This is a genomic window from Streptomyces sp. NPDC004561 (assembly GCF_053602155.1).
This window is the reverse complement of the sequence record NZ_JBSGDB010000010.1, coordinates 19,049-41,610: the sequence shown is the minus strand read 5'-3', so window position 1 is coordinate 41,610 and position 22,562 is coordinate 19,049. Positions and strand designations below refer to the sequence as shown.

Here is a 22,562-nt window from a genome sequence, read left to right as displayed (position 1 = left end):
CCGCGCCATGGCGCCTTGTCGCGGCGGAGGTTCGGGGAGACGGAAAAGCTCGGCGGCGGTGTCCGCCCGCGGGTGATACTGCGGCGCATGAAGACAGCGAAGGCCGCGAACCTGGGTGTGCTCTTTCTCGTCGAGCTCGGCGCGCTCGCGGCCGCCGCCTACTGGGGGCTCACCCTGGACACGTCCCTCGCCTGGCTCGTCAGCGTTCTCGCCCTGACCGCGATGGTCGCGCTGTGGGCGCTGTTCGGGTCACCGCGGGCCCGGTTCAAGGTGCGGGGCGCGGCCCGCGTCGCCTTCGAGGCGCTCTGGTTCGGAGCCGGTGTCGTCGCCCTGTGCGCCGCCGGGGCGTACGGGTGGGCGCTCGTCCTGGCCCTGCTGTGCGCCGTCGGTAAGAGCCTCGCCGTCGTGTGGGACCAGTGACCCTCACTCCGCAGGTCCGCGGCGTCGCGGTCCGGGACGAGCGGACGAGGTCACGGGCGTTTGTGAAGGGTTCGTACGAGATCACCGCGAGCCGCTCGATCGGCGACCACGGGCCGACCGCACGGATTAACGTCTGATCCGGGACAAGTCCCCCACCAGCAGCCCCGGTCCGGGACCTGACCCCCGGACCGGGGCTCGTACCGCCCGGGCCGTATGGCAGACTCCCGGGCCGCGCACACCGGACACACCGGCCACGGGGGAGACATCGTGTATCCAGGCCAGCAGCAGCCACCGACGGGACCGTACGGCCAGCAGCCGTACCCACCGCAACAGCCGTACGCGCCACAGCAGCCGTACCCACCGCAACAGCCGTACCCGCCGCAGCAGCCGTACCCGCCACAGCAGCCGTACCCGCCGCAACAGCCGTACGTGCCCCAGCAGCCCCACCCGCACCCGCAGCAGCAGTACCAGCCGTACCCGCCCCACCAGGCGAACCAGCACCAGCGGCCGTACCCGCAGCCGAACCAGCCCCCGGCCCAGCAGCTCGGCGAGGGGCGCATGCGGCTGGACCCCAACCTGACCCCGGCCCAGCGCGAACTGGCGCTGAAGATCCAGGAGAAGGCCAAGCCGATGGCCTACGGCATGGTGCTCGGCATCCCGCTCACCTTCGGCGGCGTCCACTACGGCATCACGCACAGCCCCCTCGGCTTCGCCGGAGCGGCGGCGGGACTGGCGGTGCTCGCCTTCGGCGTCTACTCGCTCCTGCAGATGCAGGGCCTCAAGCGGCAGCTGCGGCTGATCACCGCCGACGCCTGGCGCTCCCCGGCCGCACACCTGCCCGGCGCCCGCAAGGCCGCCACGCAGGCCGCCTACCTCAACGGCCTGCTGGTCCTGCTGTCCCTCGCCGCGACCGGGTACCTGCTCTACAAGGGCGCCGGCTGGGGCGCCTACGGCAACTCCTTCGGCTTCGGCGCCCTGATGACCGCCGCCGCCCTGCCCTTCGGCATGGCACTGGCCGCCGCGACCACCGTCCCCCAGCTGCTCCGGGTGATTCCGGCCGGCGCGAAGGTCGGCCGGAGCCTGTACTCGATCATCTTCGTGCTCGCGACGACGGTGACCGGCGAGGGCATCAAGGGCCACGCGGTCGCCCCCACCCTGGCCGGCATCGCCACCCTGCTCGTCTGCGCCGGCGCCATGGCCCTGCTGGGCAAGGCGGCCAGGCGCATGCGCGGCGAGCCCGTCTGAGGCGGCGTCAGCGCACCGAGAAGCCGTACACCGTCTCGGAGCGGAAGACCCCGTCCGGCCGCAGCACGGTGCCCGGGAACTCCGGGCGGTTCGGGGAGTCCGGGAAGTGCTGGGTCTCCAGGGCGACGCCGTCACCGGGTGCGAAGGGGGCCGCCAGGTGGTCGGCGGTGTAGAGCTGGAGGCCCGGCTCGGTCGTCGCCACGGTCAGGGCCCGCCCGGAGGCCGGGTCGTGCAGCTCGGCGACCTCCTCCGCCGTCTCGGTGACGCCCTTGTCCAGGACGAAGTTGTGGTCGTAGCCCGAGCCGACCTTCCGGGCGGTCCGGAAGTCGAACCGGGAGCCGGTCACGTCCTCCAGCACGCCCGTCGGGATCTGGTCCGCGTCGGCCGGGGTGAACCGGGACGCGGCCAGCCGCAGTTCGTGCCCGCCCGCGTGACCCGAGCCGGCCAGGTTGAAGTAGCTGTGGTTGGTGAGGTTGAGCACCGTCGGCGCGTCCGTCACCGCCTGGTACGCGATCCGCAGCGCACCGGTGGCGTCCAGCGTGTACGTCGCCGACACCGCCAGCCGGCCGGGGAAGCCCTCCTCGCCGTGCGCGCTCACCCGGGTCAGCCGCACCCCGTGCGCGACGGGCTCCGCCTCCCACAGCCGCTGGTCGAAGCCGTGCGGGCCGCCGTGCAGGCAGTTGGAGCCCTCGTTCGGCTCCAGGGCGTAGACCAGGCCGTCCAGCGGGAAGCGGGCGCCCGCGATCCGGTTGGCGTACCGGCCGACCAGGGCGCCGAGATGCGGCTCCGGGTGCGCGAGATAGCCCTTCAGATCCGCGAACCCCAGCACCACGTCCGCCGTACGGCCCTCCCGGTCCGGGATCTCCACCGACCGGACGATCCCGCCGTACGTCAGGACCTCCACCCGCGTCCCGGCACGCTCCAGCGTCCAGCGGTGGACCTCGGAGCCGTCGGGAAGTGCGCCGAAAAGTTCGCTCATGTGGAAAACCCTAGGCGACCGGCGCGTCAGGCATCCGGATCCCGGGCCGTGATCGTCCGGTACGCGATCGCCGCGAGCCGCGCCTGGCCGTCCTTGCTGGGGTGGAACCAGTCCCAGCGGCTGAGCTGGTCGGTGCCGAACCGGTAGTCGTAGACCGCGTTGCCGTCGAAGCGGCAGCGGCGGTCCTGGGCGCAGACCTCCTTCAGCACCTTGTTGTACGCCACGACCCGCCGCTGCACCCGCTCCCGCCGCCCCGCCGCCGCGTCGCTCAGGTCGTCGGCGTCACCCAGCATCGAGGGGCAGATGCCGAGCTTCCACACCTCCTTGCCCAGCGGATCGGCGCGGCCCTGCGACCACAGCCGCTTGAGGTTCGGCACGCTCGCCACGTACACCTGCGTCTTCGGCAGCGTCGCGCGCAGGGTGCGCATCGCCTCCTCGAAGTCCGCGCGGAAGCCGTCCACCGAGGTCATCGCCCGCGGGGAGGACCGGCAGGCGTCGTTCGCCCCCACCATCACCGTCACCAGTTCGGGGCGGCGGGCGGCGGCCTGCGTCATCTGCTGCGTCAGGTCCGCCACCCGGGCCCCGGTCTCCGCGTAGTTCCAGCTGCGCCGCGCCGCCCCCGTCACCCCGAGCAGCCGCACCGCCAGGCTGTCCACCTGGGCGTCGCTGCCCGTCGCCCACGACACCTCCGGGCAGTCCGACAGCACCATGCACGCGTCGAAGCCGCGGGTGATGGAGTCGCCGACCGCGGCGATCGAGGCCGGGCTGCGGTTCCACACGGGAGCCTCGGCGGCACGCGCCTTCGTGCTCTTCGGCGTGGGCGAACTCCCGGCGTCGCACCCGGCGGCGCCCAGCACGGCGGCCGCCACGACGGCAAGGGCGGCCCGCGCACGGTGGCTTCGCTTCCGCATCCCTGCTGATCTCCTCGCTCGCTCGACGGTCCGGTGCTCCCTCCCATAACAACGTGCGAGGGTTCCCGGCCGGGCCCGCGGGAACGGACTGGACCCGTACAAGCGTCCCCCTGGGTGAATGGCGGGGGTTTCCTGGCACCGGGACCGACGGTACGTCACACTCCTTGCGCCGCCGCAGGGTAGCCTCGCCATCAACGCGGCCGCCGCCACTGCCGCCCAGCCAGTCCGCAAGATGTCCCGCTCTGCCCGGAGGTTCCGGTGACGACACGTGGAGTTCTGTACGTGCACTCCGCGCCGCGCGCGCTGTGCCCGCACGTCGAGTGGGCCGTCGCCGGGGTGCTCGGCACGCGCGTCAGCCTCGACTGGATCAGGCAGCCCGCGGCCCCCGGCACCTGGCGCTCGGAGTTCTCCTGGCAGGGCCAGGCCGGCACCGCCTCCAAGCTCGCCTCGGCGCTGCGCGGCTGGCACCTGCTCCGCTTCGAGGTCACCGCCGAGCCCTGCCCGACCGCCGAGGGCGAGCGCTACAGCTGCACCCCCGACCTCGGCATCTTCCACGCCGTCACCGGCATCCACGGCGACATCCTCATCCCCGAGGACCGTCTGCGCGCGGCCCTGACCCGCTCCCAGCGCGGCGAGACCGACCTGGAGGCCGAGATCGCCAAGCTCCTCGGCAAGCCGTGGGACGACGAACTGGAGCCGTTCCGCTACGCGGGCGAGGGAGCACCGGTGCGCTGGCTGCACCAGGTGGTCTGAGACGGCTCAGCGGGTACGGCGAAGGGCCCCCACCGGCCGGTGGGGGCCCTTCGCCGTGTTCTCAGATGCTCCGGAACGCCAGGACCACGTTGTGGCCGCCGAACCCGAACGAGTCGTTCAGCGCGGCGATGCGCCCCTCGGGCAGCTGACGGGCCTCACCGACCACCACGTCCGCGTTGACCTCGGGGTCGAGGTTGTCCACGTTGATGGTGGGCGGGGCCGTGCGGTTCACGAGCGCCAGGATCGACGCGACGGTCTCGATGCCGCCGGCACCGCCGAGCAGGTGACCGGTCATCGACTTGGTCGCGGAGATCGCCATGTGGTCGACGTCGTCGCCGAACACCTTCCGCAGCGCCTTGATCTCGGCCACGTCACCCTGCGGCGTCGAGGTCGCGTGCGCGTTCACGTGCACGATCTCGGCCGGCTTCAGGTCCGTGTTGTCCATCAGGTTCTGCAGCGCCTGCGCGATGCCGTTGCCGGACGGCTCAGGCTGCGTGATGTGGTGGCTGTCGGCGGAGATGCCCTGGCCGACCGCCTCGGCGTAGATCCGGGCGCCGCGGGCCTTCGCGTGCTCCTCGGACTCCAGGACGATCACACCGGCGCCCTCGCCGAGCACGAAGCCGTCACGGCCGGCGTCGTAGGGACGCGAGGCGCCCTTCGGGTCGTCGTTGTTCTTGGACATCGCCATCATGTTGCCGAACGCGGCGATCGGCAGCGGGTGGATGGCGGCCTCGGTACCACCGGCCACGACCACGTCCGCACGCCCGGTGCGGATCATCTCGATCGCGTACCCGATGGCCTCCGCGCCCGAGGCGCAGGCCGAGACCGGGGTGTGCACACCGGCGCGGGCGCCCAGCTCGATGCCGACGTTGGCCGCCGGGGAGTTGGGCATCAGCATCGGCACGGTGTGCGGGGAGACACGGCGTACGCCCTTCTCCCGGAGTACGTCGTACTGGTCGAGGAGCGTGGTCACACCGCCGATGCCGGAGGCGATGACCGCACCCATCCGGTCGGGGTTCACGGACGCGTCCTCACCGGCCTTGGCGGTGAAACCGGCGTCCTTCCAGGCCTCCTGAGCGGCGATCAGCGCGAACTGCGCCGACCGGTCCAGCTTGCGGGCCTGCGGCCGGGGGATGATCTCGCCCGGCTCGACGGCGATCTGCGCGGCGATGCGAACCGGCAGTTCGGCCGCCCAGTCCTGCTCCAGAAGGCCGACACCGGACTTGCCGGCGACGAGGGCCTCCCAGAACGAAGCTGCGTCGCCACCCAGCGGTGTGGTTGCGCCGATACCGGTGACGACCACGGTGCGATTGGTCGGGCTCACGGGAATTCTTTCTCCAACGGATGCGGGATTCAACGGCGCCACCGCCGGGTGGCGGGGCCTTGCAGCCTGACGGCCCGTCAGGGCCTACAGATGGCTCAGGCCTGGTGCTTGAGGATGTAGTCGGTCGCGTCGCCGACGGTCTTGAGGTTCTTGACGTCCTCGTCCGGGATCTTCACGTCGAAGCGCTCCTCGGCGGCGACGACGACCTCGACCATGGACAGCGAGTCGACGTCCAGGTCGTCGGTGAAGGACTTGTCCAGCTGGACGTCCTCAACCGGGATGCCGGCGATCTCGTTCACAATTTCGGCGAGACCCTCGACGATCTCTTCCTGAGTGGCGGCCATGTCAGGCGCTCCTTCTTCGATGTTCCAGACGGTTTGTGGCAGTTGTCCCCCTGCCGAATCGCATGATCCGGCACGGAGTGCCTAGGGGAGGGTAACGACCGTGGCGGCGTAGACGAGACCCGCCCCGAATCCGATGACGAGCGCGGTGTCGCCGCTCTTCGCCTCCCCGGTCGCCAGAAGCCGCTCCATCGCGAGCGGAATCGAGGCGGCCGAGGTGTTGCCGGTGGTACGGATGTCACGGGCGACCATGACATGCTCCGGCAGTTTGAGGGTCTTCACCATCGAGTCGATGATCCGCACATTGGCCTGGTGCGGGATGAAGACGTCCAGGTCGTCCGGGCTGATCCCGGCCGCGTCCAGCGCCTGCTGGGCGACCTTCGCCATCTCGAACACGGCCCAGCGGAACACCGCCTGGCCCTCCTGCGTGATCGCGGGGAACTTGACGTTGCCCTCGCTGTCGACGGGCAGCTCGGCGAGGTCGCCGGCGCGGGGGAAGAACCGGTCCCACGGGACGGTCTGCTTGATGGTCCCGGCCTTGTCGCCCTCCGAGCCCCACACGGTCGGGCCGATGGCCGGCTCCTGCGAGGGGCCCACGACGACCGCGCCGGCGCCGTCACCGAACAGGAAGGCCGTGGCCCGGTCCTCCAGGTCGGTCAGGTCGCTCAGCCGCTCCACGCCGATGACGAGCACGTACTCGGCGGAACCTTCCACCACCATGCCCTTGGCGAGCGTCAGGCCGTAGCCGAAGCCCGCGCAGCCGGCCGAGATGTCGAAGGCGGCTGCCTTGTCCGTGCCGAGCTTGTCGGCGATCTCGGTGGCGACGGCCGGGGTCTGGCTGAAGTGCGAGACGGTGGAGACGACCACGGCGCCGATCTGCTCGGCGTCGATGCCGGCGTCCGCGATCGCCTTGCCGGCCGCCTCGACCGACATCGCGGCCACGGTCTCCTCGGGACCCGCCCAATGCCGGGTCTCGATGCCGGAGCGCGAGCGGATCCACTCGTCGGACGAGTCGATCTTCTCGAGGATCACCTCGTTGGGCACCACCCGCGTCGGCCGGTAGCCGCCGACACCGAGGATGCGCGCATACGGGGCGCCCTTGCTGGGCTTGATCTTCGCCATCTACGGCTCCTTAGGCCCCGGTGTGCTCGGTGATGAGCGCGCGGGCCGCGTCGAGGTCGTCGGGGGTCTTCAGGGCCAGCGTCGCGACGCCGGGCAGCGCCCGCTTGGCCAGGCCGGTCAGGGTGCCGCCCGGGCACACCTCGACGAGCGCGGTGACGCCCAGCTCCTTGAACGTCTCCATGCACAGGTCCCAGCGCACCGGGTTGGCCACCTGGCCCACCAGCCGCTCCAGCACCTCGGCGCCGGAGGTGACGGCCCGGCCGTCCTTGTTCGAGACGCAGGTGACCTTGGGGTCGGCGGGCGCCAGCTCCGCGGCGGCCTTGGCCAGCGTCTTGACCGCGGGGGCCATGTGACGGGTGTGGAAGGCGCCGGCGACCTTCAGCGGGACGACCTTGCGGACGCCCTCGGGCTTGTCCTCGCTCAGCGCGGCCAGCTGCTCCAGCGTGCCCGCGGCGACGATCTGGCCCGCGCCGTTGATGTTCGCCGGGGTCAGGCCCAGCTTCTCCAGGTGCGCGACGGAGGTCTCGGGGTCGCCGCCGAGCAGCGCCGACATGCCGGTCTCGGTGATCGCGGCGGCGTCGGCCATGGCCAGACCCCGCTTGCGGACCAGGCCCAGCGCGGCGGTGTCGCCCAGGACACCGGCGAAGGCGGCGGCGGTGATCTCCCCGACACTGTGACCGGCCACGGCGTCCGGGGCGATGTCACCCAGTGCCGCGGCGGACAGGATCCCGGCGGCGACCAGCAGCGGCTGCGCCACCGCGGTGTCGCGGATGGCGTCGGCGTCGGCCTGGGTGCCGAAGTGCACCAGGTCCAGGCCGATGGCGTCCGACCACGTGGCGACGCGGTCCGCGGCGCCGGGCAGTTCGAGCCAGGGAGTCAGGAAGCCGGGCGTCTGGGCGCCCTGGCCGGGAGCGACGAGTACGAGCACTCTCACACTCTCTCTTGGGGACGGCCACGGCCGCCCGTGGGGACAGGGACGAAGAACACGAAGGGCTTTTGTGGAGCCTCGACAAAACCCTATGCCGGGGCTTCGCCGTCGGCCAGACGCCCCAGGATGAGCGCGATCCGCAGCGTGAACGCGGATCGTACATCCGAAGGCGACCAACCGGTGACGTCTGTCACACGTCGGAGCCGGTAGCGCACGGTGTTCGGGTGAACGAAGAGCATCCGCGCCGCGCCCTCCAGGCTGCTCGCCTGCTCCAGGTAGACACTCAGGGTTTCCAGGAGTGCCGACCCGGCCTCCTCCAGCGGTCTGTAGATCTCCTCCACCAACTGCTCGCGTGCGTTCGGATCGCCCGCGATCGCGCGCTCCGGCAGCAGATCGTCCGCCAGCACCGGCCGTGGCGCGTCCTGCCAGGCGGTACACGCCTTCAGCCCCGCGGCGGCCGCCTGCGCGGACCGGGTCGCGGCGAGCAGATCGGGTACGACGGGCCCGGCGACGACCGGCCCGGCGGCGTACGGCCCGATCAGCGACCTGGCGACGGCGAGCGGATTGGGGTTGCCGCCGGCGATCACGACCAGCCGGTCCCCGAGCACTCCGGTGAGCACCTGCAGCTTCGCGTGGCGCGCGGCCCGCCGGATCGCCTCGACGGTCAGCTCGCTGTCCCCGTCCGGCGCGGTCCCGAGCACCACGCACACATGCTCCGGCGAGTTCCAGCCGAGCGCGGCGGCCCGGCTGACCGCCCCCTCGTCGGCCTCGCCGCTGAGCACGGCGTTGACCACCAGCGACTCCAGCCGCGCGTCCCAGGCACCGCGTGCCTCGGCGGCCTGGGCGTACACCTGGGCGGTGGCGAAGGCGATCTCGCGCGCGTAGACGAGCAGGGCCTCCCGCAGCACCCCCTCGTCCCCGGGGGCGGCCACCTCGTCGATGGCGCTCTCCATGACCTCGATGGTGGTGCGCACCATCTCCACGGTCTGGCGCAGCGTGATGGCCCGGGTCAGCTCGCGCGGCGCGGTCCCGAACACGTCCGTGGAGATCGCCTGGGGCGCGTCCGGGTGCCGGAACCACTCGGTGAAGGCCGCGATGCCCGCCTGGGCCACGAGCCCGATCCAGGAACGGTTCTCCGGGGGCATGGCCCGGTACCACGGCAGGGTCTCGTCCATCCGCGCGATGGCCTGCGCGGCGAGGGATCCGGAGGACTTCTCCAGCCGCTTCAGGGTCGCGGCGTGCGGGTGGACGTCGTGTGCTGCGGGATTGCTGCGGTGGGATTCGGGTTCGGGCACGGGGACAAGACTGCCTTATCCGGACGGGACCGTGCGTAGCCGGGTCACGGCCCGGGCGCAGCGCAGCGCCCCGGGCGGCCTGCGGCGGGCTTCGCGCGCGGTCTACGGTGGTGCCCGTGATGGACGTTCGGCGCGCCGGTGAGCGCTACCGCGGAGGGGATCCGCAGGCCGGGATCGACTCCCGCCACGCCTTCTCCTTCGGCCCCCACTACGACCCCGGCAACCTGCGGTTCGGCGCGGTGATCGCCTGCAACGAGGAACGGCTCGCGCCCGGCGCCGGCTTCGGCGAACACCCGCACAGCCACACCGAGATCGTCACCTGGGTGATCGAGGGCGAGCTGACCCACCGCGACTCCACGGGCCGCGAGACCCGGGTCCGCCCCGGCGACGTCCAGCACCTCAGCGCGGCCGCGGGCGTCCGGCATGTGGAACGCAACGACGGCCAGGCCCCGCTGACCTTCCTCCAGATGTGGCTGGCCCCCCGGGAGCCCGGCGGCGAGCCCTCCTACGAGATCGTGCACGGCATCGCGGACGCCACCCCGTACGCCCTGCCGAAGGCCGGCGCCCTGCTCCACGTCCGCCGCCTGGCCCCGGACGAGCGCACGGCCGTACCGGACGCGGCCCATGTGTACGTCCATGTCGTGCGGGGCGAGGCGACGCTGGCGGCGCGGACCCTCGGACCGGGCGATTCCGCCCGGCTCACGGCCGCCGAGGGCCTGGAGGCGGTCGCCGTCACCGCCACGGAACTGCTCATGTGGGAGATGGCGCCGTAGCGCCCGGGCGTCAGTCCCGCAGCTCGGCGAGGACCGCGTCCGTGAATGCGGGCCACGCCTCGACCGCCCAGGGACCGAACGCCCGGTCGGTCAGGGCGACCCCGGCGGCCCCGGCGTCCGGGTCGATCCACATGAACGTGCCGGACTGCCCGAAGTGCCCGAACGTCCGCGGCGAGGACGAGGACCCCGTCCAGTGCGGGGACTTGCCGTCCCGGATCTCGAACCCCAGCCCCCAGTCGTTCGGGTTCTGGTGCCCGTAACCCGGCAGCACGCCCTTCGTCCCCGGGTACTGGACCGTCATCGCCTGCGCCACCGTCCGCGGATCGAGCAGCCGCGGCGCCTGCACCTCCGCCGCGAACCGCAGCAGGTCCTCGACCGTGGACACGCCGTCCTTGGCGGGAGAACCCTCCAGCGACGTGGACGTCATGCCCAGCGGCTCCAGCACCGCCTGCCGCAGATACTCGCCGAACGGGATGTCCGCCGCCTTGGCGACATGGTCCCCGAGCTGCTCGAACCCGGCGTTGGAGTACAGCCGCCGCTCTCCGGCGGGCGCCATCACCCGGTGCTCGTCGAAGGCGAGGCCGGAGGTGTGCGCGAGCAGATGGCGGACGGTCGCCCCGGGCGGCCCGGCCGGCTCGTCCAGCTCGATCGCACCCTCCTCGTACGCGACCAGCACCGCGTAGGCGGCCAGCGGCTTGGTGACCGACGCCAGCGGGAAGCGGTGCCCGACGGGGCCGTGCGTCCCGAGGACGGTCCCGTCGGCTCGTACGACCCCCGCCGCCGCGGTGGGCACGGGCCAGTTCTCGATCGAGGCCAGGCTGTTCAACGACATGCCGTCGAGCCTATGCGGCTCACAGCGGCAGCCGCATCGAAGGGTCCGGATCCCGGGTGAAGCCAAGGGCGGCGTACAGCGGCTCGGCCTGCGGCGAGGCGTTCAGCAGCACATGGCCCGCGCCCTCCTCGCGGAACCAGGCGAGCAGCTCCTCCATGCACGCGCGGGCGTACCCGCGCCGCCGGGCGTCCGGGTCGGTCGCGACGCTGAAGACGTGGCCCACCCGTCCGTGCGGATTGCCCGCCTTGCCGATGCGGTACTCCATCGTCCCGGCCACCAGCGCGGCCAGCGTTCCCGGCCGGTCCGGGTGGTCCACGACGAAGGCGGCGAAGCCGCCGTCCGGTCCGGCGAGCCGCTCCCGCAGCGTCGGCAGGGACTCGGCGTGCCAGTCCGTGGGCCCGCCGGCCCCCGCGCTCCACAGGGAGTCGATCATGACCTGGCGCAGCCGCAGCACTTCTTCGGCGTCCTCGGGCAGGGCCCGGCGTGCAAGACTCATGCGCCGCACGCTAGCCATCCGCCCCAGGTCCCGTCCCGCGGATTTCTTACGGATCTTTCTTACCGGATCCGCTTGCTTGGAGCGCACTCGAAGGCCATAGCGTGGAGGCCATGACGGTGATGCAGACCACGCCAGCGGCCACCGAGCAAGCCACCCCCGCCGACATCTGCTCCGCCCCGCCCCCGCCCCACCCGCGCCCCGACGGCGAGGACCGCTACACGATCAGCGAGGTCGTCGCCTTCACCGGCCTGACCGCCCACACGCTGCGCTGGTACGAGCGGATCGGTCTGATGCCGCACGTCGACCGCTCGCACACCGGCCAGCGCCGCTACAGCAACCGCGACCTGGACTGGCTGGGCTTCGTGACCAAGCTGCGGCTGACCGGCATGCCGGTGGCGGACATGGTCCGGTACGCGGAACTGGTGCGCGAGGGGGAGAGCACCTACGGGGAGCGGCGGGCGCTGCTGGAGGCGACGCGCCGGGACGTGCTCGGCCGGATCGCCGAGTTGCGGGACACGCTCGCCGTCCTCGACCGCAAGATCGGTTTCTACGCGACGGAGGGGACCGCTCGATGAGCTTCGCCTCCGCGGGCAGGGAATGACGGGCGGGGAGTGACCGGCGGGGCGTGACTACAGCTCCGCCAGCAACTCGGCCTTCTTGCTGGAGAACTCCTCGTCGGTGACCAGGCCGGCCTGATGGAGCTCCCCGAGATGCCGGATCCGCTCGGCGATGTCGGCGGGGTCGCGGCGCGAGGGGGCCGGTACCGCGGGTACCGGCCCACGTACCCGTACCGCGGCCAGCACGGCCGCGGCGAACGGCAGCGACTCGTGCACCGGCCCGTATCCGAGCCCGAAGACGACGGCCGCCGGATCCTGGTCCGGCTGCACGGGACCCGCCGGCTCGGCCGAGCGCCGCAGCAGCCGCAGATGCCCCTCGAACACCTCCGGCGAGCGCCACTCCACCCCGCAGAGCTCGGTGACCGGGTAACTCTGGTCGCCGGCCTTCCACTTGGCCGAGGACGCGCCCGTCCACGACCACCGGAACTGCACCGCCGCCCCGTCGAAGGACGCCTTCCCGTCGTACGCCTTGAAGTGCAGCGGCGCCTCGGGCGCGGCCACCAGGTGCTCGTCCGTGGGGCCGGACCCGGTCAGCAGACCCTTCAACTCGGCGGCGTAGTACTCGGCGAGGGTCTCCCGCTCGGCCGGCAGGATCAGCCGGTAGGGGTCGGAGCCTTCCTTCAGCTGCCCGTCGGCCGCCTCCATCAGCGGGTCGGCGCCGGTGCGGGGCACCAGCCGCAGCGCGACGGTGCCGCGTCTGCCCGTGGTGAGCGTCACATCCTCGATCGCGGACAGCGGGATCCGCCGCTCTCCGAGAGCCTGGAACAGCTTCGGTGTTCGAATCCCCCGTTCGTAACGGATGAGCACGGAGTCGGACTCGAACTCCCAGACGGCATGAAAACCCGCCAGTACGTCACCCATGCGGCTCATCGTATGCGGCACGTGCTCCTCCGTCGCCACCCGCGCAGACCGCACTTCCTGCTGTTTCTACGCGCGTCCGGCCGTCGTCGTGCCGGGCAGACCGGTCCGGCACGCATCGTTCTCACGGGCGCACGTCACCGCGTCGTACGCGCCCGCCCCGATGTCGGCGAGGTTGCGCAGGCTGTCCGTGCCCGGCTGGAAGTAGCCGGCGTGGCCCTGCGCGTCGTGGGCGGTCAGCACCCGTGCGCCGAAGCCGGGGGAGACCGGGTCGGCACCGTGCCCGAGCCCGCCCAGCTCCAGGTACGGCACGTCCTGGATCCAGTCGGTGGCGTCGCGCATGGCCCACACCCGGGCCGTCGTGTCCAGCTGGGAGGCGTCGGAGACCCGCATGCCGGGGCTCGCGGCCACCGCTATGTCGGCCACCCGGCGGGGCATGCCGTGCGCGGCCACCCCGCAGACCACGGAGCCGTAGCTGTGGCAGAACATCGACACCGGCGCACGGCCGGGCAGCGCCCGCAGCAGCGCGTTCAGGCGCAGGGCGCCCTCCGCCGCGCGCGCCCCGGTGGCCGCGTCCACGCCGAGGCCGTCGGGAGAGGTGTAGTCGGCCCAGGCGATCACGGCCGTGCGGGTCGAGGGGCTCGCCTCGCGCTCGGCCGCGTACAGGGCCCTGGCCATGCCGACCGGGGCGGTGTACTCGCGGTTCGTCTTCTGGAAGGTGAGCACGTCGGTGTCGACGCCGGGGACGATCACCGAGATCCGCTGGGCCGTGGAAAGGTTTCCGAACACCTCCGCGATCCGGCCCGTGCCCTCGGGGTCGAAGGCCAGGATGTGCCGGCCGGGGGTCAGCAGCGACTCGTAGCGGTGCATGCGCCGGCCCGCGTCCTGCTGCCCGGCCGAGCTCAGCCGGTTGTCGTGCATGCGCTTCTGCTCGACCTCGCACGCCTGCTCCAGGGCGATGCGGTTGGCCTTGTAGCGCAGGGAGACCGGGGCGCCGTTCATGTTGCCGACCGCGAGCGGGTAGCGGTGGGCCAGGCGGTCGCGGTCGTGCGGGGTGAGCGCGGTGAAGAAGTGGGTGAGCCGCGTGGGGGCGGCGTCCTCGGGGTCCGGGAGGCGCAGGCCGTGGAGGCTGCCGTGCCGCCACTTGGCGAGCGACGTCTGCAGCGCGGACGAATCCCGGTGGGTGTGCAGAGCGGTCCAGCCGGTGGTCGCGAGCATCACGAACACCACGGCCATGGCCAGCAGCGCGCGCCAGACGTTGAGTTGCGGGGAGGTGTCGAAGGAAGTCACTGGGAGGACACACTAGGAGAACGAGAGGGTCTCGCGGTAACCGAGTGACAGGTATCACGTTTCGGTGGACGTCGAACGCTTTGTGGACGATCTTTCGAACACCGGGGCGATGTTCTGCCGGACGCCGCGCGGACGATCAGCCGGACCCCGCCCCGGCGATCGGCCGGAGGCCGGACCAACGGGCTCAGGCGGTGCGCCAGTTGCCGGTGAGCGCCGAACCCACCTGGTCGAGGTGCGAGGCGGTGAGCGCCCGGACCGCCTCCACGCTGAAGTCCTCACCCGTGCACCACTGCCGCTCGGTGACCCTTATCACCCCGCCGAACACGGCCACGGCGAGCCGCGGACGCGGATCGGCGTCCACGTCGACACCCTCCCGCTCGGCCAGCATCCGGGCGATCGTCTCCTCCGTGGCCGCCGAGCGGCGCAGGTGTGCGGCGAGCAGCGCGGGCGTCGACTCGATCGTCCGGTACATGCGGACGTACAGCTCGACCGGCACCGCCGACTCGACGGTCTCCCGGATCGCGTCCCACCCCTCCAGCACCGCCTGCCGCAGCGCCTGCATCGGGGCCTCGTGCGGCGGGCGCGCGCGTACGGCCTCGACGAAGTGCGCCTCCGTCATCTCCTGCACCGCGAAGGCCGCGTCCTCCTTGCCCGCGAAGTAGCGGAAGAAGGTGCGCTGCGAGACCTCGCAGGCGTCGGCGATCTCGTCGACGGTCGTGCGCTCGTACCCCTGGGTCGTGAACAGTTCGAGGGCGGCCCGCAGCAGGGCCTCCCGGGTGCGCTGTTTCTTGCGTTCGCGCAGTGTTTCCATGTGTGTCAGTTACTGACTTGTGATTTCCTTTGTCAAATGTCAGTCGCTGTCACTAGCCTCGGCACATGACTAGTCAGACCACCATCGACACGACGGGACCGGAGGACGGAGCCGCGACGGCCGCAGCTGAGCCGGCCCGGGCCGCGGGGCTGCGCGGCCATCCGTGGCTCACCCTGATCACCGTCGCCGTGGGGGTCATGATGGTGGCCCTCGACGGCACCATCGTGGCCATCGCCAACCCGGCCATCCGGGACCACCTGCACGCCACGTTCGCCGACGTGCAGTGGATCACCAACGCCTACTTCCTCGCCCTCGCGGTCACGCTGATCACCGCGGGCAAGCTCGGCGACCGCTTCGGCCACCGGCAGACCTTCCTCATCGGCGTGACCGGCTTCGCCGCCGCCTCCGGTGCCATCGGCCTGTCGAACAGCATCGTCGCCGTGATCACCTTCCGGGTCTTCCAGGGCCTGTTCGGCGCGCTGCTGATGCCGGCCGCGCTCGGCCTGCTGCGGGCCACGTTCCCGGCCGAGAAGCTCAACATGGCCATCGGCATCTGGGGCATGGTGATCGGCGCGTCCACCGCGGGCGGCCCGATCCTCGGCGGTGTCCTGGTCCAGCACGTCAACTGGCAGTCGGTGTTCTTCATCAACGTCCCGGTCGGCGCGCTCGCCCTGCTCCTGGGCCTGCTGATCCTGCTCGACCACCGCGCCGAGAACGCCCCGCGCTCCTTCGACATCCTCGGCATCGCCCTGCTGTCCGGCGCGATGTTCTGCCTGGTCTGGGCCCTCATCAAGGCGCCGGCGTGGGGCTGGGGCGACGGGAGGACCTGGCTGTTCATCGCCGTGTCGGTCGTGCTGTTCGTGCTGTTCGGGCTCTGGGAGACCAGGGTCGCGGAACCGCTGATCCCGCTGAGCCTGTTCCGCTCGGTCCCGCTGTCCGCCGGTGTGGTCCTGATGGTCCTGATGGCCATCGCCTTCATGGGCGGCCTGTTCTTCGTGACCTTCTATTTGCAGAACGTCCACGGCATGACCCCGGTCGACGCGGGCCTGCACCTGCTGCCGCTCACCGGCATGATGATCGTCGGCTCCCCGCTGGCGGGTGCCGCGATCACCAAGCTCGGCCCGCGCATCCCGCTGGCCGGCGGCATGGCCGCGACCGCGATCGCCATGTACGGCATGTCGACGCTCGAGGCCGGCACCGGCAGCGGTGTGATGTCGGTCTGGTTCGCCCTGCTCGGCCTCGGCCTCGCGCCGGTCATGGTCGGCGCCACCGAGGTCATCGTCGGCAACGCCCCGATGGAGCTGTCCGGTGTGGCCGGCGGTCTCCAGCAGGCGGCCATGCAGATCGGCGGCAGCCTCGGTACGGCGGTGCTGGGCGCCGTGATGGCCTCCAAGGTCGACAGCGACCTGCCGGGCAACTGGACGCGCGCCGGGCTGCCGCCGCTGACCCAGGGTCAGCTGGACAAGGCCTCCGAGGCGGTCCAGGTCGGCGTGGCGCCTGTGCAGAAGGGGATGCCGGAGCAGATCGCCGCGAAGATCACCGAGGTCGCGCACCACACCTTCATCTCCGGCATGAGCCTCGCCTCCCTCGTCGCGGCGGGCGTGGCGGCGGCCGCCGTCCTCGTCGCACTGCTCACCAAGCGGGGCGCGAATGCCGAGGCGGGCGCGGGCGTGGGCCACATCTGACCTGCGCTCTCTTCCCTGGATTCGCCTATCAGGGTGACTGCGCTAAAGATCGCTCGCATCCGGTGCACAGCGCAGGTCACAGTGGGTCAAGCCCTCCGCAGGACATGGGAGGACGCCGGGTCCTGGCGCGCGCTGCCGGAGGGGGGCAGCGCGCGCAGGCCTGCCGGCGCGGAACCGGGGTACCCGCACACCGAAGCCGAACTGTCCACGAACCTCAGGGAGTTGATGATGGCAGGCTTCGGACACGGTACGCGCGGGTACCCCCGGTCACGTGGCCGGACGTGGCGACAGGCCGGGCCGGACCACGCGACGCTGGGCATCATCGGCACCATCTGTGCCGTGGCGGGCTTCTTCGCCCTCGGCATCGTCCTCGGGCCGGTGGCGATGTTCTGCGGCTGGCAGTCCATGGGCCGCAAGTGGTCCAACGACCGCAATGTCCCGGCACTGGTGGCCCTGATCCTGGGCGCCATCGACACGTTGCTCGCCATCATCGCCCTGGCGGGTGCGGCCACCTGGGGGCACGGGCTTCTCTGAGCCCCCGGCGCGGTGACCTACCGGACGATGCGGGCGACCGCACCGTCCGAGGGGTCCCCGTACTCCGCGATCAACTGCGCGTCGCTCATGCGGTCGGTCTCCGCGGTCCGCTGAACGGGGAAGATCACCCGGACGTCCTTGTCGGTCCAGTACTCGACGACGCGAAGCGTTTCGGTGGCTCGGCTCATGGTGGTGCTCCCTTGTGACACGTGGGGTTCAGGGTGCGAGCCGGGCACCGTGGGGGTCAAGAGGAATTGGGGCTTCCATTTCGACCGGCGGCGGCGTAGTTTCCGTTTACCCCGCGTCGGCGCCCTCCGGGACGTCGGTCCGCAGTTCCCGGGTTGGCGGGCCACGCGGGGGCCAACTTCCTTGTCCATACAAGGCGCTGGGCAGCCGGCTCAGCGCCGCTGCTCCTCCCGTGCCGCGAGCCGCGCCATCTCGGCGCGCAGCAGCCGGACCTCCTCGGCCAGCGAGGCGATCGCCTCCGTCTGCCGCCGCTCCTCCACGTCGTCCTTCTCGAACCGGGCGATGAACCAGGCGGCGATGTTCGCGGTGACCACGCCCAGCAGGGCGATGCCGGACAGCATCAGCCCGACCGCGATCACGCGGCCGAGTCCGGTGGTCGGCGCGTGGTCCCCGTACCCCACCGTCGTCATGGTCGTGAACGACCACCAGACCGCGTCACCCAGTGTGCGGATGTTCCCGTTCGGTGAGTCCCGCTCCACGGACAGCACCGCCAGCGATCCGAACATCAGCAGCCCGACCACCGCGCCGGCGACGTACGTCGTCAGCCGGATCTGCGAGGCCATCCGGGCCCGGCGCCCCACCAGCAGCAGCGTCGACACCATCCGCAGCAGCCGCAGCGGCTGCATGAGCGGCAGCACCACCGCGCACAGGTCCATCCAGTGCGTCCGGACGAACTGCCGGCGCCGCCCGGAGAGCGCCAGCCGCATCAGGTAGTCCACCGCGAACGCGCCCCAGACCACCCACTCGGTGACCGTGCAGACGACCATCAGGGACGGGCTCGCGGGGTTGTCCACGATCGGCACGGCATAGGCGACGGCGAACGCCACCGCCAACGCCAGCAGCGGCCGCTGGGTACGCCGTTCCCAACGCGCCTGCCCCGACTGATCGTTCATCCCCAAATCGTAAACGCGCCCCCAAAGCCGCACGGGCAACCGCGCGCCCAGCGCCCCCAAAGGCGCACGGGGAACCGCGCGACAAGCCCCCACGACCAGGCACCCGGCAACGAACCCGCAGCCCCCGCCCGCCTAAGGGGCGCGGGGAACTGCGCGACAAGCCCGCCACGCTCCGGCACCCGGCAACGGACCCGCAAGCCCCGCCCCAGCCGCCGCAGGCCCACGCACCCGGCAACGAACCCGCAGCCCCCGCCCCCGAAGGGGCGCGGGGAACTGCGCGACAAGCCCCCACGACCAGGCACCCGGCAACGGACCCGCAGACCCTCCCCGGCTGCCGTACACCCACGCACCCGCACCCGGCGTCAGATCCGCGAGCCCCGCCCCAGCCGCCGTAGGCCCACGCACCCGGCGTCAGATCCGCGAGCCCCGCCCCAGCTGCCGCAGGCCCACGCACCCGGCAACGGACCCGCGAGCCCCGCCCCAGCCGCCGCAGGCCCACGCACCCGGCGACAGACCCGCAGACCCCGCCCCGGCTGCCGTCGTCGGACAAAGCCCAGCGCAGCGGCTACGCGTCGCCGCCCGCCGCTCCCGGATGCGCCGCCGAGACGTCCAGCAGCTGGTACCGGTCGATGGCCTGCTTCAGCACGGACCGATCGACCTTGCCCTCCCTGGCCAGCTCGGTCAGCACCGCGACCACGATCGACTGCGCGTCGATGTGGAAGAAGCGGCGCGCCGCGCCCCGGGTGTCCGCGAAGCCGAAGCCGTCCGCGCCGAGCGACTGGTACGTGCCCGGTACCCACCGCGCGATCTGGTCCGGAACCGATCGCATCCAGTCGGACACGGCCACGAACGGACCCTCGGCACCGCCGAGCTTGCGCGTCACGTACGGCACCCGCTGCTCCTCCTCGGGGTGCAGCAGGTTGTGCTGCTCGCACTCCACGGCCTCGCGCCGCAGCTCGTTCCAGGAGGTCGCGGACCACACGCCCGCCTTGACGTTCCATTCCTCGGCGAGGATCCGCTGGGCCTCCAGCGCCCACGGGACCGCGACGCCGGACGCCATGATCTGCGCCGGGACCGAGCCGCCCGCGCCCTCGCTGAGCCGGTGGACGCCCCTGATGATGCCCTCGACGTCCACGTCCGCGGGCTCGGCCGGGTGCTGGATGGGCTCGTTGTAGACGGTCAGGTAGTAGAAGACGTCCTCGCCGTGCGGATGCTCGGCGGAGCCGCCGTACATCCGGCGCAGGCCCTCCTTCACGATGTGCGCGATCTCGTACGCGTACGCCGGGTCGTACGCCACGCACGCGGGGTTGGTCGAGGCGAGCAGCTGCGAGTGGCCGTCCGCGTGCTGCAGACCCTCACCCGTCAGGGTCGTACGACCGGCGGTCGCGCCCAGTACGAAGCCGCGCGCCAGCTGGTCGGCCATCTGCCAGAACTGGTCGCCCGTGCGCTGGAAACCGAACATCGAGTAGAAGACGTACACCGGGATCAGCGGCTCGCCGTGCGTGGCGTACGCCGAGCCCGCCGCGATCAGGGAGGCCGTGCAGCCGGCCTCGGAGATGCCGTCGTGCAGCATCTGGCCGGTCGGCGACTCCTTGTAGGCGAGCAGCAGCTCCCGGTCCACCGACTCGTACTGCTGGCCCAGCGGGTTGTAGATCTTCGCGCTCGGGAAGAAGGAGTCCATGCCGAACGTGCGGTACTCGTCCGGCGCGATCAGCACGAACCGCCTGCCGATCTCCTTGTCCCGCATGAGGTCCTTCAGAAGGCGCACAAAGGCCATCGTCGTCGCGATGGACTGCTGGCCCGTGCCCTTCTTCACGGTCGCGTACGCCTTGTCGTCCGGCAGCCGCAGCGGCTCGGACCGCACGACGCGCGTGGGGACGTACCCGCCGCACTGCTTGCGCATGTCGTGCATGTACTGGATCTCCTCCGTCTTCCGCCCCGGGTGGTAGTACGGAGGCAGGCCGGACTCCAGCTCCCGGTCGGTGATCGGCAGGTGCAGCCGGTCGCGGAAGCGCTTGAGGTCGTCGACCGTCAGCTTCTTCATCTGGTGCGTGGCGTTGCGGCCCTCGAAGTTCGGGCCCAGCGTCCAGCCCTTGACCGTCTTGGCGAGGATGACCGTCGGCTGGCCCTTGTGCTCCGTGGCAGCCTTGAACGCCGCGTAGATCTTGCGGTGGTCATGACCGCCGCGGCCCAGGTGCAGGATCTGGTCGTCGGTCATGTTCTCGACCATCGCGCGCAGCCGGTGGTCGTCGCCGAAGAAGTGCTGCCGGATGTAGGCGCCCGACTCGGTGGCGTACGTCTGGAACTGCCCGTCGGGGGTCATGTTCATCTTGTTGACGAGGATGCCGTCCCGGTCCTGCGCGAGCAGCGGGTCCCAGGTGCGGTCCCAGATCAGCTTGATCACGTTCCAGCCGGCGCCCCGGAAGACCGACTCCAGCTCCTGGATGATCTTGCCGTTGCCGCGCACCGGGCCGTCCAGGCGCTGCAGGTTGCAGTTGACCACGAAGGTCAGGTTGTCCAGGCCCTCGCGCGCCGCGATGGACAGCTGGCCGAGCGACTCCGGCTCGTCCATCTCGCCGTCGCCGAGGAACGCCCACACGTGCGAGGCGGAGGTGTCCGCGATCCCGCGCGCCTCCATGTAGCGGTTCATCCGCGCCTGGAAGATCGCGCCCAGCGGGCCGAGGCCCATGGAGACCGTCGGGAACTCCCAGAAGTCCGGCATCGAGCGCGGGTGCGGATAGCTGGACAGGCCGTCGGGGTACTTCGACTTCTCCTGGCGGAAGCCGTCGAGCTGGTCCGCCGTGAGCCGGTCGAGCAGGTACGCGCGCGCGTAGATGCCGGGGGAGGCGTGGCCCTGGAAGAAGACCTGGTCGCCGCCCCTGCCGTCGTCCTTGCCGCGGAAGAAGTGGTTGAAGCCGACGTCGTAGAGCGAGGCCGAGGAGGCGAAGGTGGCGATGTGGCCGCCCACCCCGATGCCGGGGCGCTGCGCGCGCGAGACCATCACGGCCGCGTTCCAGCGGGTCGCGTTCAGGATCCGGCGCTCGATCTCCTCGTTGCCCGGGAAGAACGGCTCGCTCTTGGTGGGGATCGTGTTGACGTAGTCCGTGCTGCGCATCTCGGGCACGGCCACGCGCTTCTCGCGGGCGCGCTCGATCAGGCGGAGCATCAGGTAGCGGGCCCGCTCCCGGCCGCGCTCGTCCACGGCCGCGTCGAGGGAGTCGAGCCACTCCTGGGTCTCTTCGGGATCGAAGTCGGGAACCTGACTCGGCAGGCCGCCAATGATGATCGGGGTGCGATCGGATCCGGAAGCCACGATGTTCCTTACCTGTCGGAGGGCCACTTTTTGCTCGTGCTCACTTTTTTGCTCGTGCTCACTGCTGGTGCCTGAACCGTTCCCCATCGTGTACCTCGCGAAGACGTACGTCATCTCCACCGGCGGGTAACCGCGACACACGGCCGGTCAAAACGCAACGATACGCCCGGGGTGTGACGCGCTTGGCAAAGTTGTTCGATGGTCGTAACGCCGAATGATTCCGAACGGCGCAATCCGGGCACATCGGTGTGATGTGGGTGGCGCGGATCCGAGATACGGTGCCAGGAGTTGCGTCGACACGGCCGGGATCGTCACCGTTTCGACGGTCCGGACGGCCGGGTACTTGCGCGATCCGTCCCACCCGTGTGGACTACGGCCAATGCTTCGCGCACGCGCGTGGCTGAGATATTCATCAAGACATGATCAGGAGGCAACCCGTGAGCGCGACCGCGGACCACGCGGAGGAGCGGACGAACCCTGCCGCCAGGCTGGGGTTCCAGCCCGGGCAGGTGGTCCAGGAGATCGGCTACGACGACGACGTCGACCAGGAGCTCCGCAAGGCCATCGAGGAAGCCGTCGAAGGCGACCTGATGGACGAGGACTACGACGACGTGGCCGATGCCGTTGTGCTGTGGTTCCGTGACGACGACGGCGACCTGACGGATGCGCTGGTGGATGCCACCACGTACATCGAGGAGGGCGGCGCGATCCTGCTCCTCACGCCGAAGACCGGCCGTTCGGGGTACGTGGAGCCCAGCGACATCCAGGACGCCGCCACGACGGCCGGCCTGACAGCCGCGAAGAGCGTCAGCGTGGGCAAGGACTGGAGCGGCAACCGGCTGGCTACGCCGAAGGCGGCCAAGTCCAAGAAGTGACCGCTGTCCGGACGGGCCGGT

At 71.3% G+C, this 22,562-nt stretch carries 24 protein-coding genes; 8 read left to right on the top strand and 16 right to left on the bottom strand.

The genetic code is table 11. The annotated features are described in order from the left end of the window. Positions 1-87 precede the first annotated feature (87 nt). Complete coding sequence (locus tag ACWEN3_RS02730) at positions 88-420, top strand: YrdB family protein (protein WP_452964790.1); 333 nt, start codon at positions 88-90, stop codon at positions 418-420. 126 nt (positions 421-546) lie between these two features. On the opposite strand, the gene ACWEN3_RS02725 is transcribed toward ACWEN3_RS02730, so the two are convergent. Then, complete coding sequence (locus ACWEN3_RS02725; RefSeq protein WP_452964787.1) at positions 547-921, bottom strand: hypothetical protein; 375 nt, start codon at positions 919-921, stop codon at positions 547-549. A gap of 57 nt (positions 922-978) precedes the next feature. Between ACWEN3_RS02725 and ACWEN3_RS02720 the strand changes: the two genes are divergently transcribed. Beyond that, entirely contained in the window at positions 979-1,665 is a 687-nt protein-coding gene (locus tag ACWEN3_RS02720) for a hypothetical protein (protein ID WP_452964784.1), read from the top strand. A 7-nt stretch (positions 1,666-1,672) separates the two neighbouring features. Here ACWEN3_RS02720 and ACWEN3_RS02715 read toward each other — a convergent pair whose 3' ends face one another. Both ACWEN3_RS02715 and ACWEN3_RS02710 read right to left on the bottom strand, forming a co-directional pair. Beyond that, the gene (locus tag ACWEN3_RS02715; protein ID WP_452964781.1) at positions 1,673-2,644 is read right to left on the bottom strand and encodes an aldose epimerase family protein; all 972 of its coding nucleotides are present in this window, start codon (positions 2,642-2,644) and stop codon (positions 1,673-1,675) included. Positions 2,645-2,670: 26 nt separating this feature from the next. After that, a complete protein-coding gene (locus tag ACWEN3_RS02710; protein ID WP_452964778.1) occupies positions 2,671-3,555 on the bottom strand; it encodes an SGNH/GDSL hydrolase family protein in 885 nt (294 codons plus the stop codon). Between the two features lie 258 nt (positions 3,556-3,813). Between ACWEN3_RS02710 and ACWEN3_RS02705 the strand changes: the two genes are divergently transcribed. Next, entirely contained in the window at positions 3,814-4,308 is a 495-nt protein-coding gene (locus ACWEN3_RS02705; RefSeq protein WP_452964775.1) for a DUF3145 domain-containing protein, read from the top strand. Between the two features lie 61 nt (positions 4,309-4,369). Here the strand turns inward: ACWEN3_RS02705 and fabF are convergent, their stop codons facing one another. From fabF to ACWEN3_RS02680, 5 genes are all read right to left on the bottom strand, one after another. Further along, complete coding sequence (gene fabF, locus ACWEN3_RS02700; RefSeq protein WP_452964772.1) at positions 4,370-5,632, bottom strand: beta-ketoacyl-ACP synthase II; 1,263 nt, start codon at positions 5,630-5,632, stop codon at positions 4,370-4,372. Between the two features lie 95 nt (positions 5,633-5,727). Further along, positions 5,728-5,976 carry an acyl carrier protein gene (locus tag ACWEN3_RS02695; RefSeq protein ID WP_046425089.1) on the bottom strand — a complete coding sequence of 83 codons (249 nt, stop codon included), beginning with the start codon at positions 5,974-5,976 and terminating at the stop codon, positions 5,728-5,730. An 81-nt stretch (positions 5,977-6,057) separates the two neighbouring features. Further along, complete coding sequence (locus tag ACWEN3_RS02690; RefSeq protein ID WP_452964769.1) at positions 6,058-7,095, bottom strand: beta-ketoacyl-ACP synthase 3; 1,038 nt, start codon at positions 7,093-7,095, stop codon at positions 6,058-6,060. A 10-nt stretch (positions 7,096-7,105) separates the two neighbouring features. Then, entirely contained in the window at positions 7,106-8,023 is a 918-nt protein-coding gene (locus ACWEN3_RS02685) for an ACP S-malonyltransferase (RefSeq protein WP_452964766.1), read from the bottom strand. 89 nt (positions 8,024-8,112) lie between these two features. Then, complete coding sequence (locus ACWEN3_RS02680; RefSeq protein ID WP_452964763.1) at positions 8,113-9,318, bottom strand: PucR family transcriptional regulator; 1,206 nt, start codon at positions 9,316-9,318, stop codon at positions 8,113-8,115. 119 nt (positions 9,319-9,437) lie between these two features. Between ACWEN3_RS02680 and ACWEN3_RS02675 the strand changes: the two genes are divergently transcribed. Next, a complete protein-coding gene (locus ACWEN3_RS02675) occupies positions 9,438-10,091 on the top strand; it encodes a pirin family protein (protein WP_452964761.1) in 654 nt (217 codons plus the stop codon). Positions 10,092-10,101: 10 nt separating this feature from the next. Here ACWEN3_RS02675 and ACWEN3_RS02670 read toward each other — a convergent pair whose 3' ends face one another. Then, positions 10,102-10,923, bottom strand: coding sequence for a serine hydrolase domain-containing protein (locus tag ACWEN3_RS02670; protein ID WP_452964757.1), 822 nt, complete (start codon positions 10,921-10,923; stop codon positions 10,102-10,104). Positions 10,924-10,942: 19 nt separating this feature from the next. After that, positions 10,943-11,419, bottom strand: coding sequence for a GNAT family N-acetyltransferase (locus ACWEN3_RS02665; protein ID WP_452964755.1), 477 nt, complete (start codon positions 11,417-11,419; stop codon positions 10,943-10,945). Positions 11,420-11,529: 110 nt separating this feature from the next. On the opposite strand from ACWEN3_RS02665, the gene ACWEN3_RS02660 reads away from it, so the two are divergent. Further along, positions 11,530-11,994, top strand: a complete 465-nt coding sequence (locus ACWEN3_RS02660; protein WP_452964753.1) for a MerR family transcriptional regulator — start codon at positions 11,530-11,532, stop codon at positions 11,992-11,994. A gap of 54 nt (positions 11,995-12,048) precedes the next feature. Here ACWEN3_RS02660 and ACWEN3_RS02655 read toward each other — a convergent pair whose 3' ends face one another. The 3 genes from ACWEN3_RS02655 to ACWEN3_RS02645 form a co-directional block, all read right to left on the bottom strand. After that, on the bottom strand, positions 12,049-12,897 hold the full coding sequence (locus ACWEN3_RS02655) for a DUF4429 domain-containing protein (protein WP_452964751.1): 849 nt from the start codon (positions 12,895-12,897) through the stop codon (positions 12,049-12,051). 66 nt (positions 12,898-12,963) lie between these two features. Continuing rightward, positions 12,964-14,184, bottom strand: a complete 1,221-nt coding sequence (locus ACWEN3_RS02650; RefSeq protein ID WP_452964749.1) for an alpha/beta hydrolase — start codon at positions 14,182-14,184, stop codon at positions 12,964-12,966. Positions 14,185-14,368: 184 nt separating this feature from the next. Beyond that, positions 14,369-14,995, bottom strand: a complete 627-nt coding sequence (locus tag ACWEN3_RS02645) for a TetR family transcriptional regulator (protein ID WP_452964746.1) — start codon at positions 14,993-14,995, stop codon at positions 14,369-14,371. 197 nt (positions 14,996-15,192) lie between these two features. Between ACWEN3_RS02645 and ACWEN3_RS02640 the strand changes: the two genes are divergently transcribed. Beyond that, complete coding sequence (locus tag ACWEN3_RS02640) at positions 15,193-16,680, top strand: MFS transporter (protein ID WP_452964820.1); 1,488 nt, start codon at positions 15,193-15,195, stop codon at positions 16,678-16,680. Positions 16,681-16,905: 225 nt separating this feature from the next. Beyond that, a complete protein-coding gene (locus tag ACWEN3_RS02635) occupies positions 16,906-17,214 on the top strand; it encodes a small hydrophobic protein (protein WP_452964817.1) in 309 nt (102 codons plus the stop codon). 17 nt (positions 17,215-17,231) lie between these two features. Here ACWEN3_RS02635 and ACWEN3_RS02630 read toward each other — a convergent pair whose 3' ends face one another. The 3 genes from ACWEN3_RS02630 to aceE all read right to left on the bottom strand — a co-directional run bounded on the left by ACWEN3_RS02630 (position 17,232) and on the right by aceE (position 21,666). After that, positions 17,232-17,402, bottom strand: a complete 171-nt coding sequence (locus ACWEN3_RS02630) for a hypothetical protein (RefSeq protein WP_452964743.1) — start codon at positions 17,400-17,402, stop codon at positions 17,232-17,234. Between the two features lie 210 nt (positions 17,403-17,612). Then, positions 17,613-18,353: a potassium channel family protein gene (locus ACWEN3_RS02625; RefSeq protein WP_452964740.1), complete on the bottom strand. Its 741-nt coding sequence runs from the start codon at positions 18,351-18,353 to the stop codon at positions 17,613-17,615. 565 nt (positions 18,354-18,918) lie between these two features. Further along, positions 18,919-21,666 carry a pyruvate dehydrogenase (acetyl-transferring), homodimeric type gene (gene aceE / locus ACWEN3_RS02620; protein WP_452964738.1) on the bottom strand — a complete coding sequence of 916 codons (2,748 nt, stop codon included), beginning with the start codon at positions 21,664-21,666 and terminating at the stop codon, positions 18,919-18,921. A gap of 437 nt (positions 21,667-22,103) precedes the next feature. On the opposite strand from aceE, the gene ACWEN3_RS02615 reads away from it, so the two are divergent. Further along, positions 22,104-22,541 carry a DUF3052 domain-containing protein gene (locus ACWEN3_RS02615; RefSeq protein WP_452964736.1) on the top strand — a complete coding sequence of 146 codons (438 nt, stop codon included), beginning with the start codon at positions 22,104-22,106 and terminating at the stop codon, positions 22,539-22,541. Positions 22,542-22,562 lie beyond the last annotated feature (21 nt).